The sequence below is a fragment of the Mycolicibacterium sediminis genome, from assembly GCF_010731735.1.
Lineage (GTDB): Bacteria > Actinomycetota > Actinomycetes > Mycobacteriales > Mycobacteriaceae > Mycobacterium > Mycobacterium sediminis.
In genome coordinates this window covers 951380-966158 of record NZ_AP022588.1, presented here as the reverse complement: position 1 = coordinate 966158, position 14779 = coordinate 951380, and the positions used below count along the sequence as shown (strand labels likewise).

16 protein-coding genes are annotated in these 14779 nt (G+C 70.0%); 10 read left to right on the top strand and 6 right to left on the bottom strand.

Annotated features, from left to right (window positions below):
- The first annotated feature begins 21 nt into the window (after positions 1-21).
- The 7 genes from G6N64_RS04770 (at position 22) to G6N64_RS04740 (ending at position 5669) form a co-directional block, all read left to right on the top strand.
- On the top strand, positions 22-1503 hold the full coding sequence (locus G6N64_RS04770) for an APC family permease (protein WP_163795838.1): 1482 nt from the start codon (positions 22-24) through the stop codon (positions 1501-1503).
- On the top strand, positions 1496-2194 hold the full coding sequence (locus G6N64_RS04765) for an SDR family NAD(P)-dependent oxidoreductase (protein WP_163795837.1): 699 nt from the start codon (positions 1496-1498) through the stop codon (positions 2192-2194). The genes G6N64_RS04770 and G6N64_RS04765 overlap by 8 nt, the downstream gene beginning before the upstream one ends.
- The gene (locus G6N64_RS04760; RefSeq protein WP_163795836.1) at positions 2191-2955 is read left to right on the top strand and encodes an SDR family NAD(P)-dependent oxidoreductase; all 765 of its coding nucleotides are present in this window, start codon (positions 2191-2193) and stop codon (positions 2953-2955) included. Before G6N64_RS04765 ends, G6N64_RS04760 begins: the two co-directional genes overlap by 4 nt.
- The gene (gene speB / locus G6N64_RS04755) at positions 2952-3935 is read left to right on the top strand and encodes an agmatinase (RefSeq protein WP_163795835.1); all 984 of its coding nucleotides are present in this window, start codon (positions 2952-2954) and stop codon (positions 3933-3935) included. Before G6N64_RS04760 ends, speB begins: the two co-directional genes overlap by 4 nt.
- On the top strand, positions 3932-4807 hold the full coding sequence (locus G6N64_RS04750) for a polysaccharide deacetylase family protein (protein ID WP_163795834.1): 876 nt from the start codon (positions 3932-3934) through the stop codon (positions 4805-4807). The genes speB and G6N64_RS04750 overlap by 4 nt, the downstream gene beginning before the upstream one ends.
- Positions 4808-4982: 175 nt before the next feature.
- Positions 4983-5153, top strand: a complete 171-nt coding sequence (locus G6N64_RS04745) for a CsbD family protein (protein WP_163795833.1) — start codon at positions 4983-4985, stop codon at positions 5151-5153.
- 255 nt (positions 5154-5408) lie between these two features.
- Positions 5409-5669 (top strand): LapA family protein, encoded by a 261-nt coding sequence (locus G6N64_RS04740; RefSeq protein ID WP_163795832.1) that lies wholly within the window; start codon positions 5409-5411, stop codon positions 5667-5669.
- A gap of 63 nt (positions 5670-5732) precedes the next feature.
- On the opposite strand, the gene G6N64_RS04735 is transcribed toward G6N64_RS04740, so the two are convergent.
- Genes G6N64_RS04735 through G6N64_RS04725 form a run of 3 tightly spaced genes read right to left on the bottom strand, consistent with a single transcriptional unit; the run spans position 5733 to position 9003 of the window.
- Positions 5733-7403 (bottom strand): alpha-amylase family protein, encoded by a 1671-nt coding sequence (locus G6N64_RS04735; protein WP_163795831.1) that lies wholly within the window; start codon positions 7401-7403, stop codon positions 5733-5735.
- Positions 7400-8383 carry a TIGR03885 family FMN-dependent LLM class oxidoreductase gene (locus G6N64_RS04730; RefSeq protein WP_163795830.1) on the bottom strand — a complete coding sequence of 328 codons (984 nt, stop codon included), beginning with the start codon at positions 8381-8383 and terminating at the stop codon, positions 7400-7402. Before G6N64_RS04730 ends, G6N64_RS04735 begins: the two co-directional genes overlap by 4 nt.
- A 47-nt stretch (positions 8384-8430) precedes the next feature.
- The gene (locus G6N64_RS04725) at positions 8431-9003 is read right to left on the bottom strand and encodes a TetR/AcrR family transcriptional regulator (RefSeq protein WP_163795829.1); all 573 of its coding nucleotides are present in this window, start codon (positions 9001-9003) and stop codon (positions 8431-8433) included.
- 84 nt (positions 9004-9087) lie between these two features.
- Between G6N64_RS04725 and G6N64_RS04720 the strand changes: the two genes are divergently transcribed.
- Entirely contained in the window at positions 9088-9987 is a 900-nt protein-coding gene (locus G6N64_RS04720; RefSeq protein WP_163795828.1) for an SDR family oxidoreductase, read from the top strand.
- Here G6N64_RS04720 and G6N64_RS04715 read toward each other — a convergent pair.
- Both G6N64_RS04715 and G6N64_RS04710 read right to left on the bottom strand, forming a co-directional pair.
- Positions 9981-10394, bottom strand: coding sequence for a pyridoxamine 5'-phosphate oxidase family protein (locus G6N64_RS04715; protein ID WP_163795827.1), 414 nt, complete (start codon positions 10392-10394; stop codon positions 9981-9983). The two genes, G6N64_RS04720 and G6N64_RS04715, sit on opposite strands and share 7 nt — an antisense overlap.
- Entirely contained in the window at positions 10391-11239 is an 849-nt protein-coding gene (locus G6N64_RS04710; protein WP_163795826.1) for an NAD(P)H-binding protein, read from the bottom strand. Before G6N64_RS04710 ends, G6N64_RS04715 begins: the two co-directional genes overlap by 4 nt.
- Positions 11240-11321: 82 nt before the next feature.
- On the opposite strand from G6N64_RS04710, the gene G6N64_RS04705 reads away from it, so the two are divergent.
- Both G6N64_RS04705 and G6N64_RS04700 read left to right on the top strand, forming a co-directional pair.
- Complete coding sequence (locus G6N64_RS04705) at positions 11322-12251, top strand: AraC family transcriptional regulator (protein WP_163795825.1); 930 nt, start codon at positions 11322-11324, stop codon at positions 12249-12251.
- A gap of 62 nt (positions 12252-12313) precedes the next feature.
- Positions 12314-13984: an FAD-binding dehydrogenase gene (locus G6N64_RS04700; protein ID WP_163795824.1), complete on the top strand. Its 1671-nt coding sequence runs from the start codon at positions 12314-12316 to the stop codon at positions 13982-13984.
- A gap of 4 nt (positions 13985-13988) precedes the next feature.
- Here G6N64_RS04700 and G6N64_RS04695 read toward each other — a convergent pair whose 3' ends face one another.
- On the bottom strand, positions 13989-14645 hold the full coding sequence (locus G6N64_RS04695) for an SDR family oxidoreductase (protein WP_163795823.1): 657 nt from the start codon (positions 14643-14645) through the stop codon (positions 13989-13991).
- Positions 14646-14779: the final 134 nt, after the last annotated feature.

The following is a 14779-nucleotide window of genomic DNA, read 5'->3' as shown; positions in this document are numbered from 1 at the left end:
ACCTACGAGTGGGAGCAGCACATGGCGTCATCCACGGGCCCCGCAGACCAGTCACACCTGCTGCGGCGGGAGTTCTCGCTGTGGTCGGCGTTCGCGTTCGCCTTCGCGTTCATCTCACCGATCGTCGCGCTGTACGGCATCTTCGGCCTGGCCCTGACCGCGGCGGGACCCAGCTTCTGGTGGGGCTTCCTGCTGGTGTTCGCCGGTCAGTTTCTGGTGGCACTGGTGTTCGCGACGCTGGTGTCGCGCTGGCCGCTCGAGGGATCGATCTACCAGTGGTCGCGTCGCCTGCTCGGCACCACCTACGGCTGGTTCGCCGGGTGGGGGTACATGTGGACGCTGGTGATCGCGATGGCGACCGTCGCCCTCGGCGCAGCGGGCTTCATGGCCAACATCGTGGGGATCGAGGACGCGTCGGGTGGCACGCTGGCGCTGATCGCGGTCGTGATCCTGCTGGCGGGCACCGGGGTCAACCTCGTCGGCCGCGGCGCGCTCAAGGTCTTCATGGTCGGCAGCATCATCGCCGAGGTGATCGGATCGATCGTGCTCGGCACCTGGCTGCTGCTGTTCCACCGGCAGAATTCGCTGTCGGTCCTGTTCGAGGGCGGCGGCGCCGACACCGACACGCTCGCCTACCTGACCGGGCCCTTCATGCTGGCCGTCGCGTTCATCGGCTGGTCGTTCGTGGGCTTCGAGTCCGCGGGGTCCATCGCCGAGGAGGTCCACGAGCCGCGCCGCGACCTGCCCAAGGCGGTGCTGTTCTCGATCAGCTTCATCTTCGTGGTGGTCGCCTACTCCGCGCTGGCGATCATCCTCGCCATCCCCGATCTCGGCGCGGTGGCCGACGGCACGGTGTCCGACCCGGTCTACGACACCCTCACCACCGCACTCGGCGCCGGCATCGCCAAGCCCGTCGAGCTGCTCTTCGTCATCGGCTTCCTGGCGAGCTTCCTCGCGCTGCAGACCTCCGCGTCGCGCGTCATCTGGGCGTACGCCCGCGACGGCGCCCTACCCGCGTCGGCCACGCTGGTCCGTCTGCGCGGCAAGGCGCGCATCCCGGTGACGGCCATCCTGGTGACCACGGTGATCGGGGCGGGCCTGTTCCTGCTGAGCATCGTCGCCGGCGACGTCTACTCGCTGATGGTCAACTTCACCGCGGGCGGCTTCTACCTGGCATTCCTGTTCCCGCTCATCGGGTTCCTGGTGGTGCTGCTGCGCCGCGGGTGGACGCCCGGCCGGTTCACACTCGGCCGTGCCACGGTGCCCGTCGCGGTGATCGCCGTGGTGTGGGCGGCGCTGCAGTTCCTCAACATCGCCTGGCCGCGTGTCGCCTTCGACCAGCGCTACCTGGACTGGTCGGTGTGGATCGGCGTCGCCGTGCTGGGCGTGCTCGGGGCGATCGTCCTGGCGAGCGTGCGCTCGAAGATCGTCGGCACGTCCGTCGTCGACGACATGGAGGCGCGCGACGAGCTGGCCGACGACCGGGCCCACGCCGGTGAGTGACCGTCCGGTCGCGCTCGTCACCGGCGGCGCCAGCGGCATCGGCGCCGCCGTGGTGGACGCGCTGACCGCCCGCGGGTTCGCCGTCGGCTGCCTGGACCTCCGCGGCTCGGCGCCGGCCGCCGAACACACCGTGGCCGTGGATGTCTCGGACGCGGCCGCCGTCGCCGACGGGGTGGCCGAGGTGCGGGACGCGCTCGGGCCGATCGCCGCGGTCGTGACGTCGGCGGGCTACTACGAGATGGCGCCGGTGTCGGACATCGGCGTCGACGCGTGGCGCCGGATGCTGCGGGTCCACCTCGGCGGGCTGGTGAACGTCGCCCGTGCGACGTTGCCCGACCTGACGGCGACGCGTGGTGCACTCGTCGCCGTGGCCAGCGAACTGGCGATCGGCGGGGGAGGGGACGACGTGCACTACGCCGCGGCGAAGGGCGCGATCCTCGGCCTGGTGCGCAGCCTCGCCGCGGAGGTCGCCGGCGACGGCGTGCGGGTCAACTGCGTGGCACCCGGACCGACGGACACCCCGCTGCTGGCCGCCGACTCACCCTGGCGCGCAACGGACTACCTCTCCACGCTGCCCCTGCGCCGGCTGACCACCCCGCAGGAGGTGGCGCGGTGCGTCGAATACCTGGTGTGCGACGCGACGTTCAGCGTCGGCGACGTCGTCAACGTCAACTCCGGAGCCGTCATATGAGCACGAACCTGACCGGCCGGGTGGCACTGGTCACCGGGGCCGCACGGGGCATGGGTGCCGCGCACGCCCGACGGCTGGCCGCCGCCGGAGCGACGGTGGCGGTCAACGACGTTCGGGACGGCCCGGAACTCACCGCACTCGCCGAGGAGATCGGCGGGCTGACCGCCGCGGGCGACGTCTCCGATCCCGCCGCGTGCCGCCGCATCGCCGACGACGTCGCGCGCGCCGCGGGCCGCCTCGACGTCCTGGTGGCGAACCACGCTTACATGACCATGGCCACGCTGGCCGAGCACGACGACGCGGACTGGTGGAAGGTGGTCGACACCAACCTCGGTGGCACGTTCTTCCTCGTGCAGGCGGTGCTGCCGCACATGCGCGCTGTCGGGGCGGGCCGCATCGTGGTGATCTCCAGCGAGTGGGGTGTCACCGGGTGGCCCGGTGCGACGGCCTATACCGCCTCGAAGGCCGGACTGATCTCACTGGTGAAGACGCTGGGCCGCGAACTGGCGCACGAACACGTGATCGTCAACGCGGTGGCGCCCGGCGTCACCGACACCCCGCAGCTCCAGGTGGACGCCGATGCCGCGGGCGTCGACCTGGCCGATATGCACCGCAGCTACGCGTCGTCGATTCCGTTGGGCCGCATAGGCATCGCAGACGAGGTCTCGGCGGCGGTCGAACTGCTCGCCGACTTCGAGATGGAGGCCGTCGTCGGCCAGGTGATCTCGTGCAACGGCGGGTCCACGCGGACGAGGGCATGAGGAAGGGATCAGACGTGCATCAGCCGTACGTTCGGAGCGAGACCGGCATCGTGGGTCAGGTGGACGCCCGCGCGGTGCCGCGGTATGCGGGCATCGGGACGTTCGCGCGGCTCCCGCTGCGCCACGAGGTCGACGACTACGACATCGCCGTCGCGGGCGTGCCGTTCGACAGCGGGGTGACCTACCGGCCGGGTGCACGCTTCGGGCCGTCGGCGATCCGGCAGGCGTCGCGACTGCTGAAGCCGTACCACCCGGCGCTGGACGTGGCGCCGTTCGCGACGAAGCAGGTCGTCGACGCGGGGGACATCGCCGCCAACCCGTTCGACATCGACGCCGCCGTGGACGAGATCCGCGCGGGCGTTCTGGGACTGCTGACCCGACCCGAGCAGCGCGTCGTGCTGCTGGGCGGCGACCACACCATCGCACTGCCTGCGCTGCAGGCGATCAACGCCGTGCACGGGCCGGTGGCGCTGGTGCACTTCGACGCTCACCTCGACACGTGGGACACCTACTTCGGCGCCCCCTGCACGCACGGCACGCCGTTCCGGCGGGCGTCGGAGCAGAACCTCCTGGTGAAGGACCGTTCGGCGCACGTCGGCATCCGCGGCTCGCTGTACGACCGGGCCGACCTCCTCGAGGACGCCGAACTCGGGTTCACCGTGGTGCACTGCCGCGACATCGACCGCATCGGCGTCGACGGCGTGATCGAGCGCGTGCTGGAGCGGGTCGGCGACCATCCGGTGTACGTGTCCATCGACATCGACGTCCTGGACCCGGCGTTCGCGCCGGGGACGGGGACACCCGAGATCGGCGGCATGACGAGCCGCGAACTGGTGGCGGTGCTGCGCGCGATGCGCGAGCTGACCATCGTCGGCGCGGACGTCGTCGAGGTCGCACCGGCCTACGACCAGGCCGAGGTCACCGCCGTCGCCGGGGCCAACATCGCCTACGAACTCATCACCCTGATGGCCGACTCGTGACCGAATTGCGTTGGCCCGAGGGCAAGACCGCCGCCGCGGCGTTCACGTTCGACGTCGACGCGGAGTCCGCGGTGCTGTGGGGCCCGTCGGGCACGCTGGAGACCGTCGGTGCGCGCATGAGCGTGATGAGCCACCAGGCGTACGGGCCGCTCGTCGGGATCCCGCGCATCCTGGACCTGCTGGAACGACACCAGATCGCGTCGACCTTCTTCGTGCCCGGCCACACCGCCGACCGCTACCCCGAGGCGATCCGCAGCATCGTCGCCGCCGGCCACGAGATCGCCCACCACGGATACCTGCACGAGCAGCCGACCGCATTGACCCTCGAGCAGGAGATCGACGCGCTCGACCGCGGTCTGGCCGCGCTGGCCGACGTGGCCGGGGTGCGGCCGGTGGGTTACCGGGCGCCGATGTGGGACCTGTCGTGGCGCACGCCGGCGCTGCTGGCCGAGCGCGACTTCCTGTACGACTCCAGCCTGATGGACGCCGACCATCCCTACGAGCTGGCGATCACGCCGGGCGCGGACCGCTCGATCGTCGAGATCCCGATCCAGTGGGCGCTCGACGATTGGGAGCAGTACTGCTTCCTGCCCGACGTGTCCGGCAGCGGACTCATCGAAAGTCCGCGCAAGGCACGCGAACTGTGGCAGCTGGAGTTCGACGGGCTGCGCCGCGTCGGTGGCTGCTGGGTGCTGACCAACCACCCGTTTCTGACCGGCCGGCCCTCGCGCGCCGCCGAACTCGACGACCTGATGCGCTACGTCCTCGACCACGACGACGTCTGGGTGACCAACCTGGGCGCGATCGCCGAGCACGTGCGGACGCTGGGCCTGCCGCCGCGAAGCATCACCCCGCCGGACGTGCCGCGCTGAGCCTCGCCCACGAGAGTTGCGCTGTGGCGGGAAAGTGCGAGTAGGCGTCTCCGAAAGGGGAGTTTCGTCGAGTGCCCGGAAGCGGTGTGCCGCAGATCACCCCGCCCGGGCGTGCGGATCTGCAGGCGGCGCTCGTCTACCCAATCAGAACATCCGCACTCCGAGAGGAACCATCATGAGCTTCATCGACAAGGCCAAGAACGCAGCCGAGGACGTCGTCGGCAAGGCCAAGGAGGTCATCGGTGACGTCACCGACAACAAGGATCTCGAAGCCGAAGGCAAGAAGGACCAGGGCGTCTCCGGCGTGAAGAAGGTCGGCGAGAACATCAAGGACACCTTCAAGTAACTCGGCCACCGGCCACCAACCTCCGCACCTCGACAGCCCGTCGATCCCGCGGGATCGACGGGTTTGTCGCGCCAGAAAGTAGGACACATCTCGTGAGCAAGGACCGAGGCATCGCCAGCCGTCTCTTCGAGGGACTCGGCAGATTCACCTGGGGCTACGGCAAGCGCAAGCTCCGCGAGCGTCGCGCCCAGAAGCAGCAGAGCAAGCGCTGACCGCGCACACCCCATTCATCGAACGACCGTCAAGGAGAACGACATGACCACTCCCACCGTGGATCGCACACCCACCCGTCGCAGCGGTGGCTTCGCCACCAAGCTCGGCCTGATCGTCGCGCTCGTGCTCGTCATCGCACTGGCGATCTTCGCGCTGCAGAACACCGTGCACACCACCATCAACTTCATCGGCTGGAACTTCGATCTGGCGCAGGGCGTTTCGCTGCTCGGCGCGGCCGTCGTCGGCGCCGTCATCGCCCTGATCGTCAGCGCCGCCATCCGCGTGCGCCGCGCGATCCGCTGACCCTCGGCATCCTTTGAATGGGGCGTGTACCCGGCACCGGGTACGCGCCCCATTCGTCGTACCTCAGATGATCGGTGCCTCCCGGGGGCTGAGCACCCGCAGCCACCGGTAGCCGTACGGCTCGAGGTCGAGTTCGACGCTCGGACCGATCTCCGTCTCCGTCAGACCATCGAGCAGGTCGACGAGCGTCGACCCCGACTCGACGTCGCCGAGGCTCACGGTGACCCGCGCCGCTTCGGCGCCGAAGTTGTGCAGCGCCAGCATCTTCCAGCCCGACTCCTCGCGGCAGACGTGCGCCAGCACCGCCCGGTTCGGCTGTTTGAGGATCTCGATCTCTGACCAGCCGATCTCCGGCTGACTGCGATAGGTGTAGACGAGATCGCGCATGAACCACCAGAACGACGAGTGGTCGCGCCGCTGATCGGCGGCGTTGACCCGCTCGGGGCCGTACAGGCCGTCGGTGAGCGGGCGGGTGAGCCGCCGCTTGGCCGCCGTCGAGAAGCCGCCGTTCGTGCCCCCGGTCCACTGCATCGGTGAGCGGACCGCGAGTCTGCCCGGAATGTCCGGGTTCTCGGCCATCCCGATCTCCTCGCCGTAGAACAGGACCGGCGTGCCCGGCAGCGAGAAGGCCAGCGAATAGGCCATCTTCAACCGTCGCTCGTCGCCACCGAGCATCGAGGGCAGCCGCCGGCGCAGCCCCCTGCCATAGAGTTGCATGTCGGGTTCGGGACCGAAGGCGTCGAAGACCTCCTGGCGTTCGGCGTCGGTGAGCTTGTCGAGGGTCAGTTCGTCGTGGTTTCGCAGGAAGTTGGCCCACTGGCTGGTGATGTCGAGTGTCGGCCGCTGCCGCAGCGCCTTGGCGATCGGCCGGGCGTCGCCGCGGGCCATCGACAGGTAGATCTGCTGCATCCCGATGAAGTCGAACTGCATGTTGAGTCCGTCCCCGTCGGGGCCGCCGAAGAACGCCTTCTGGTCCTTGTAGGGAACGTTCACCTCGCCGAGCAGGACGGCGTCCCCGGTGCGGCGGTTGACGAAGTTCCGCACGTCGCAGAGGTATTCGAACGGGTCGAACCCGGGGTTGCCGGGCACCGGATCCTTGGCGAACAGGAACGGTACGGCGTCGACGCGGAACCCGGACACGCCAAGCTCCAGCCAGAAGCCGAGTGTCCGCGAGATCTCCTCGCGCACCTGTGGATTGGCGATGTTGAGGTCGGGCTGGTGCTTGTAGAAGTGGTGCAGGTACCACTCGTTCGTCTTCGGATCGAGTTCCCAGATGCGGTCCTCCTGGTCGGGGAAGACGACGTCCGAGGGGCTCGACGGCGGCTCGGTGGGACTCCACACGTAGTAGTCACGGTAGGGGTCGTCGACGCTGCGGCGCGCCGACTTGAACCAGGGGTGTGCGTCGGAGGTGTGGTTCATGACGAAGTCGACGATGACGCGGATGCCGTTGGACCGTGCCGTGCGCACCAGCTCGACGAAGTCGCCGAGCGTCCCGAGGCGGGGGTCGACGCCGAAGAAGTCGGTGATGTCATAGCCGTCGTCCTTGCGGGCCGTCGGGTAGAACGGCATCAGCCAGAGGCAGGTCACCCCGAGGTCACCGAGGTACTCGATGCGGTCGGTCATGCCCCGGATGTCCCCGGTGCCATCGCCGTTCGAGTCGCAGAACGTCTCGATGTCCGCGCAGTAGAAGACGGCGTTCTTCCACCAGAGGTCACCGGTGTCGGCGCGCCTCACGCGGTCACCAGCTCGGGTGCGGTGACCGACAGCTGCGGCAGGACGTGCTCGCCGAACGCGTCGATGAACGCGGCCTGCTCCTGACCGACGAAGTGCAGGTACAGCTCGTCCCACCCCTGCTCGACGTACTCGGCCAGCCATGCCGCGTGCCGGCCGAGGTCGCTCGAGACGTTCACCGACTTCCTGACCTGGTCGACCGTCACGTCCTGGCCGATCGCGTCGAACGCCTCGACGGACTCGGTGTCCCAGCAGACCGGGGGCGGGAAGACGTTCCCACGCCACTGATCGTGGGCGATGGCCTCCGCGGTGTCCTCGTCGGGCGCCCAGCTGAGGTGCACCTGGAGCCGGGCGGGTCCGCGGCCGCCCGCGTCGCGGTAGGTATCGAGCACGCTCCGCAGCACGTCCGGGGCCTGATTGACGGTGATCAGGCCGTCGGCCCAGGTCGCATGCCGGCCGGCTGTGGCCGGCGTGACGGCCGGGCCCACCAGGTCGGGCACCGCGTCGGGCAGCGTCCACAGCTTGGCGCGGTTGACCTGTACCAGGCCGTCGTGGTTCACCTCCTCGCCGTGGAGCAGCCGCCGGATCACGTCGACGCACTCGACGAGACGCTGGTCGCGCACCTCCTTGCGGGGCCACACCTCGCCGGTGACGCGCTCGTTGGAGGCCTCGCCCGATCCGAGGGCCGCCCAGATGCGGCCGGGGAACATCTGCGCCAGCGTGGCGATCGCCTGCGCGATGATCGCCGGGTGGTAGCGCTGCCCCGGGGCGTTGACGACGCCGAACGGCAGCGACGTCGTGGCGAGCGCCGCGCCCAGGAAGGCCCACGCGAAGCCCGACTCGCCCTGGCGGACGCTCCACGGGCTGAAGTGGTCGGATGACATGCCTGCCGTGAAGCCCGCGCGTTCGGCGTGCTGGACGTCGCGGAGCAGTTGGGCCGGGGTGATCTGTTCGTGCGAACAGTGGAAGCCGATGACCGTCATAGTCTTCGACTACCCGTTTTTCCGGCGCGTCAATTGGGCGCCGTCCGTCAGTCGAGGTGCCTCGCCACCGCGCCGACTTCTCGGACGACGGCTAGGGCGATGTCCTCGAACGACCGCTCCTCGCCATCGGCGATCCACTGGGCGAACGCGATGCCGAAGGCCATCACGGCGATCTGGGCCGCCACCTCGGCCGCCATGCCGTCGACACCGCGATCGCGGAGCGCATCGCCGAGCGCTCGCCCCAGGCCGACGAGCTTGAGGGCCTCGCGCTCGCGGAGTGCGGGGTTGTCGTCGATGACGGACTGGCGCAGCCGGGAGTGCGAGCGACGCGCGTCGTCGAAGAAGGCCGACGACGACCGCAGCGCGCTGACCGCGAACTCGATCGGCGCGGCGTCGGGAGGGGCGTCGTCCAGGCCGGCCAGGAAGGCGTCGGTCAACGTCTGCTGGCCGTGGAAGAGCACCTCGCGCTTGTCGCTGAAGTGCCGGAAGAACGTGCGCTCGGTGAGGCCGACGGCCGCGGCGATCTCGGTGGCGGTCGTCTGTTCGTAGCCGCGGGCGGCGAACAGTTCGAGCGCGGCGTCTTGCAGCCGCTCTGGCGTTCCCGGTACCCACCTGACCACGAGTCGAAGTCTAGTGATGACAGTGACTGACTTCGCGTGTACGGTCGTGATGTCAGCAACTGACATCGCTGTGGAAGGACCACCATGCACGTCTTCATCACCGGAGCCTCCGGTTGGATCGGCAGCGCCGTCGTCGACGACCTCCTGGCCTCGGGCCACGCCGTCACCGGTCTCGCCCGTTCCGACGCATCCGCCGCCGCCCTCGACGCCAAGGGAGCCGCAGTCCGCCGCGGCGACCTCGACGACCTGGATGCCCTCCGCGCCGGCGCCGAGGAGGCCGACGGCGTCATTCACCTCGCGAACAAGCACGACTGGGCGGACATGGCGGGCACCAACGCCACCGAACGCGCGGCGGCACAGGCCATCGGGGACGCGCTCGTCGACACCGGCAAGCCGTTCCTGCTGGCGTCGGGGCTTGCCGGCCTGACCGACGGACGTGCGGCGACCGAGGACGACGCCTCACCGTTCCGCGGGCCTGACTCGCCGCGCGGCGGCACCGAGAACCTGCTGCTCGACTTCGCCGACCGTGGCGTCGGATCGGTGGCGCTGCGCTTCTCGCCGACGACGCACGGCACGGGTGACTACGGCTTCGTCGCCACCCTGTGCCAGATCGCCCGCGACCGGGGCGTGTCGGGCTACCCCGGCGATGGTCGGAACCGCTGGGCGGCGGTGCACGTCGCCGATGCCGCGCGCATGGTCGTGCTCGGTCTCGAGAAGGCGCCGGCCGGTACCCGGCTGCACGCCGTCGCCGAGGAGGGCGTCCCCAGCCGGGTGATCGCCGAGGCCATCGGTCGGGCGTTCGATCTGCCCGTCGCGGCCATCCCCGCCGACCGCGTCGGCGAACACTTCGGCTGGATCGGCGGGTTCTTCGCGATGGACATGGCCGCGAGTAATGCGGCGACTCGGGAACTCCTGGGCTGGACGCCGACTGGCCCCACGCTGATCGAGGACATCGACGGTGGCGCGTACGGAGACGGTCAGTAGGCGTACCGACTCACCGTGTCCGGGTGGATGACCAGCCGCACTTGATCCTCGGCGAGGATCGCGCCGAGGTCGTCGGCCCGGGCCGGATCGTCGAGGTCCCAGTACCGGGCGGCGAGGCGGGCAGCCAGCTCGCGTCCGCCGTCGGGCTCGACCGTGACGTGCCCGGCCACCGACACCCACCGCTCGCGCTCGCCCACCGGAGCGGCGACGACCAGGGACGCACGGGGGTCCCGCCGGGCGCGGCGGATCTTGAGAGTGTCCGGGGCGGTGAACAATTGGACGGTGCCGGAGTCGGTCGCCTCGAACCACACCGGCCGCGGTTGCGCGGGCGTCGGCCCGGCGGCCATGGTGAGGAAGCCGTGCAGGGGACGGCGCAGGAAGTCGAGGTCGTGCTCGAGCGCACTCATCGGTCCCACACCCCGGTGGCCGCGGTGCGCAGGACGTAGTCCTCGAAGGTCCGGGGCGCCCGCCCGAGCACGGTGTCGACGCCGTCGGTCGTCCCGGCGATGCTCCCGCGCTCCATCAGCGCGTACATGTCGGCGAGGTGGTGGGCATCGTCCTCGGGCATGCCGTCCGCGACCAGTGCCGTCACGTACTCCTCGGTGGAGATCCGAGTGAACGCGATGGCCCGTCCGGTCGCGCGTGCGATCAGGTCGACCGCCTCGGCGAAGGGAATCCCGCGCGGGCCGGACATCTCGTAGGTGCGGCCCGCGTGTATGCCCGGTTCGGCGAGGACCGCGGCAGCCACGTCGGCGACGTCCTCGACGTCGATGAACGGCTCCGGGACGTCACCCGCCGGCAGCCTCAGGTCACCGGCGACGACGGGGGCGTGGAACAGTTCCTCGCTGAAGTTCTGATCGAAGTTGTTGGGCCGCAGCACTGTCCAATCCAACGGCGAGGCGCGGACGGCGTCCTCGGCGTCGCGCATGTCCAATCCGAACGTGGAGTCGCCCCACGTGTCCGCGCCGCGGCCGGAGAGCAGCACCAGCCGCCGAACACCCGCAGCCTCGGCGCGGGCGACGAAGTCGTGCACCGGCCCGGACCACCCCGGTGAGACGACGTAGGCGGCGTCGGCCCCGCGCAGGGCGGCGTCCCAGGTGTCGGGTTCGGTCCAGTCGAACGGCGTCGCACTCTTTCGGGATGCGGCCCGGACCGGTGTGCCGCGCAGGCGCAGGCGGGCGGCGACGCGGCGGCCCGTCTTTCCGGTGGCGCCGAGGACGAGGACGGTGTTCTGGTTGGTGTCGTCGGTCATGAGGTCCAGTCAACCGCGCCGCATCGGACGCTTCCATGGGTGAGAACCCGGAATACCTGTCCAATCGTCTAGCCTCGGTGGGATGGACGTGTTCGCAGACCTGTTCCGTGGGGTGCGGGCGCACGGGTCGCTGTTCGGCAGCTCGTCCCTGTCCGCGCCGTGGGCCCTGCGCTTCGTCGACGGGGCGCCGCTGACGTTGTGCACCGTGACCGGCGGGGAAGGCTGGATCGTGCCGGAAGACGGTCCGCCGGAGCGGTTGCGCGCGTACGAGACCGTCGTCGTGCGCGGGCCGCGCAGCTTCACCTTCGTCGATGCTCTCGACACCCGCGCCGAGCCGGTCGAGTGCGGCGAGTTCTGCGCGACGCCCGAGCTGGGCGGTACGCGCCACAGGTTGGGGTGGAGTGACGTCGGGCCGGGCGAGACGACGCTGATCGTGGGTGCCTACCCCGTCCGGGGCGAGATCAGCAGGCGGCTGCTCGACGCGCTGCCGGTCGTCCTGCGCGTGGAGGCCGGCGGTACGGGTGACGCGGTGGTCGACCACCTCGCGGCGGAGGTCGCCGTCGACGCGCCCGGCCAGCAGCTGGTGCTCGACCGGCTGCTCGACTGGATGCTGGTGTGCACGCTGCGCGAATGGTTCGACCGCCCGGGCGGCGAGCCGCCGGCGTGGTGGTCGGCGCAACGCGACCCGGTCGCCGGCGACGCGCTGCGGCTGTTGCACGCCGAGCCCGCGGCGCCGTGGACGGTGGCCTCGCTGGCCGATCGCATCGGGGTCTCCCGGTCCACGCTGGCGAAGCGATTCACCGACCTGGTCGGGGAGCCGCCGCTGACGTATCTGACCCGGTGGCGGATGACGCTTGCGGCGGATCGCCTGGTCGACCAGCAGTCGACCAGCATCGCGGACGTCGCACGCGCCGTGGGGTATTCGGATCCCTTCGGGTTCAGCGCGGCATTCAAACGGATCCGCGGCGTCAACCCGAGCGAGTACCGCCGGACCGCCGCACGTGCGGTCTGAGCGGGTGAGTCACCGCCGGGCGTACCTTGTCCGATACGAGTCGGATGGCTGGAGGAATGCAGATGGACGCTGACGTCATCGTGGTCGGAGCAGGCCTGGCCGGGCTGGTCGCCGCCCACGAACTGACCCGTCGCGGGAAGAAGGTGGCCATCCTCGACCAGGAGAACGCCGCCAATCTCGGCGGTCAGGCGTTCTGGTCGTTCGGCGGGATCTTCCTGATCGACAGCCCCGAGCAGCGCCGCATGGGAATCAAGGACTCCTTCGAGCTGGCGTGGAACGACTGGCAGGGCAGCGCGGCCTTCGACCGGCTCGGCGACGAGGACGTCTGGGCCGCACGTTGGGCCCGTGCCTACGTCGAATTCGCCGCGGGGGAGAAGCGCGGATACCTGGCAGACCACGGCATCAGCTTCCTGCCGACGGTCGGCTGGGCCGAGCGCGGTGACCTCTCCGCCAGCGGCCACGGGAACTCCGTGCCCCGCTTCCACGTCAGCTGGGGGACCGGCACCGGCGTCGTGGAACCGTTCGTCGCGTCGGCGCTGGAGGCCGCCGATCGCGGGCTCGTGACCTTCCACTACCGCCACCGCGTCGACGAGTTCGTGTACACCGACGGCGCCGTGACCGGCGTGCGTGGCGCGGTGCTCGCCCCCGATGACGCCCCGCGTGGCGCACCGTCGAACCGCGAGGTCGCAGGCGAGTTCGAGCTGTCCGCGCGGGCCGTCGTCGTCACCACCGGCGGCATCGGCGCGAACCACGACATCGTGCGCCGGTACTGGCCGGAGCGGATGGGTACGCCTCCGGCGGAGATGATCACGGGCGTACCGGCCTACGTCGACGGGCGGATGCTCGACATCGCCGCGGACTCCGGGGTGCGGCTGGTCAACCGAGATCGCATGTGGCACTACACCGAAGGCATCGTCAACTGGAATCCGATCTGGCCGAAGCATGCGATCCGCATCCTGCCGGGCCCGTCGTCGATGTGGTTCGACGCGCTCGGCCGGCGTCTTCCCGAGCCGTTCCTCCCCGGCTACGACACACTCGGCACGCTGCGCCATCTGCGCACGACGCCCGACATCGCGAAGTACGACCACTCCTGGTTCATCCTCACGCAGAAGATCATCGAGAAGGAGTTCGCGCTGTCGGGCTCCGAGCAGAACCCCGACATCACGTCGAAGAGCAAGAAGGCATTCCTCAAGGAGCGGCTGTTCAACAAGGACGCCCCCGGTCCGATCGAGGCGTTCAAGGAGCGCGGCGCGGACTTCGTCGTCGCCCACCATCTCGAGGAATTGGTCGGTCGGATGAACGCGCTCACCGACGAGCCGCTGCTCGACCCGGTGGGCATACGCCGTCAGATCGAGGCACGCGACATGCAGCTGGCGAACCCGTTCAGCAAGGACGCCCAGATCCAGGGCATCCGGAACTCGCGGAGGTCACTGGGCGACCGCATCGGCCGGACCGCCGCGCCGCACCGGATCCTCGATCCCGACGCCGGTCCGCTGATCGGGGTCAAGCTGCACGTGCTGACCCGAAAGACGCTGGGCGGCATCCAAACCGACCTGGCGTCGCGCGCACTGGGCCTCGACGGTCAGCCCATCCCCGGCCTCTACGCCGCGGGCGAGGTGGCGGGCTTCGGGGGCGGTGGCGTGCACGGGTACAACGCGCTCGAGGGCACGTTCCTCGGCAGCTGCATCTTCTCCGGTCGCGCCGCCGGGCAGGCGCTCGCCGACACGCTGTGAGTGGTCAGGCGGTCATCACGAAGTCGGCGCCGCCGACGAAGATCATGCCCGACGGGTGCGGCGCGTTGATGGCACCGACGACGGCGGTGGCGATGGACCCGTCGATCATGTCGCCGGAGACGACCGTGAACCGGACGCCAGCTCGCTCGAACGTGGAACGCATTGCGTACAGCGCGGTTTCGCCGGCGCGCTTGCTGGCGGCGACCGGTCCGTAGCCCACTGGGACGCCCTTGTTCGGGAAGAAGTGCGCCTGGTGGCTGGTGACGTAGACGATGCGGCCGTTGACCGGCATCACCGGAACGGCCAGCTGCGCGAGGCGGCGCTGGCCGTCGCGGTTGAGGCGCATCGCGTAGCGGGGATCGGCGCCCAGTTGCAGGCCGCTCGACGCGGTGAGGACGAGGGCGTCCAAGCGGCCGAAGCGCCAGGCGATGGTGTCGACCATGGCGACGGCAGCCGCCTCGTCGGAGATGTCGGCGGCCAGCGTGGATGCGTGCCCGCCCGCTGCCCGGATGGCCGCGACGAGGGCGTCCGCACGGTCCGCCCGCTGGCGGTAGTTGACGATGACGTGGGTGTCCGCGTCGGCGAGCTGACGGGTGACGTCGGCGCCGATGCCTCGCGATCCGCCGGTGACCAGGACGATCCGTGAGGGTTCGTGCGCCATGTGGGGTTCCTTCCGTCGCTGCCGACGACGTTGTCGGCCGAAGCCCTACCGTACACCGATCTTAAGAAAAATAAGGCCTACGTAAGGTCACGGTAAGGCTGCGAGACGACGGTCAGTGGGAGACGCGCTCCCGC

Bases quoted from the DNA above. Each gene is read 5' to 3' on its own strand.
- G6N64_RS04770 (WP_163795838.1), top strand. From the start codon at position 22: ATGGCGTCATCCACGGGCCCCGCAGACCAGTCACACCTGCTGCGGCGG.
- G6N64_RS04760 (WP_163795836.1), top strand. From the start codon at position 2,191: ATGAGCACGAACCTGACCGGCCGGGTGGCACTGGTCACCGGGGCCGCA.
- speB (WP_163795835.1), top strand. From the start codon at position 2,952: ATGAGGAAGGGATCAGACGTGCATCAGCCGTACGTTCGGAGCGAGACC.
- G6N64_RS04745 (WP_163795833.1), top strand. From the start codon at position 4,983: ATGAGCTTCATCGACAAGGCCAAGAACGCAGCCGAGGACGTCGTCGGC.
- G6N64_RS04740 (WP_163795832.1), top strand. From the start codon at position 5,409: ATGACCACTCCCACCGTGGATCGCACACCCACCCGTCGCAGCGGTGGC.
- G6N64_RS04730 (WP_163795830.1), bottom strand. From the start codon at position 8,383: ATGACGGTCATCGGCTTCCACTGTTCGCACGAACAGATCACCCCGGCC.
- G6N64_RS04720 (WP_163795828.1), top strand. From the start codon at position 9,088: ATGCACGTCTTCATCACCGGAGCCTCCGGTTGGATCGGCAGCGCCGTC.
- G6N64_RS04715 (WP_163795827.1), bottom strand. From the start codon at position 10,394: ATGAGTGCGCTCGAGCACGACCTCGACTTCCTGCGCCGTCCCCTGCAC.
- G6N64_RS04710 (WP_163795826.1), bottom strand. From the start codon at position 11,239: ATGACCGACGACACCAACCAGAACACCGTCCTCGTCCTCGGCGCCACC.
- G6N64_RS04705 (WP_163795825.1), top strand. From the start codon at position 11,322: ATGGACGTGTTCGCAGACCTGTTCCGTGGGGTGCGGGCGCACGGGTCG.
- G6N64_RS04700 (WP_163795824.1), top strand. From the start codon at position 12,314: ATGGACGCTGACGTCATCGTGGTCGGAGCAGGCCTGGCCGGGCTGGTC.
- G6N64_RS04695 (WP_163795823.1), bottom strand. From the start codon at position 14,645: ATGGCGCACGAACCCTCACGGATCGTCCTGGTCACCGGCGGATCGCGA.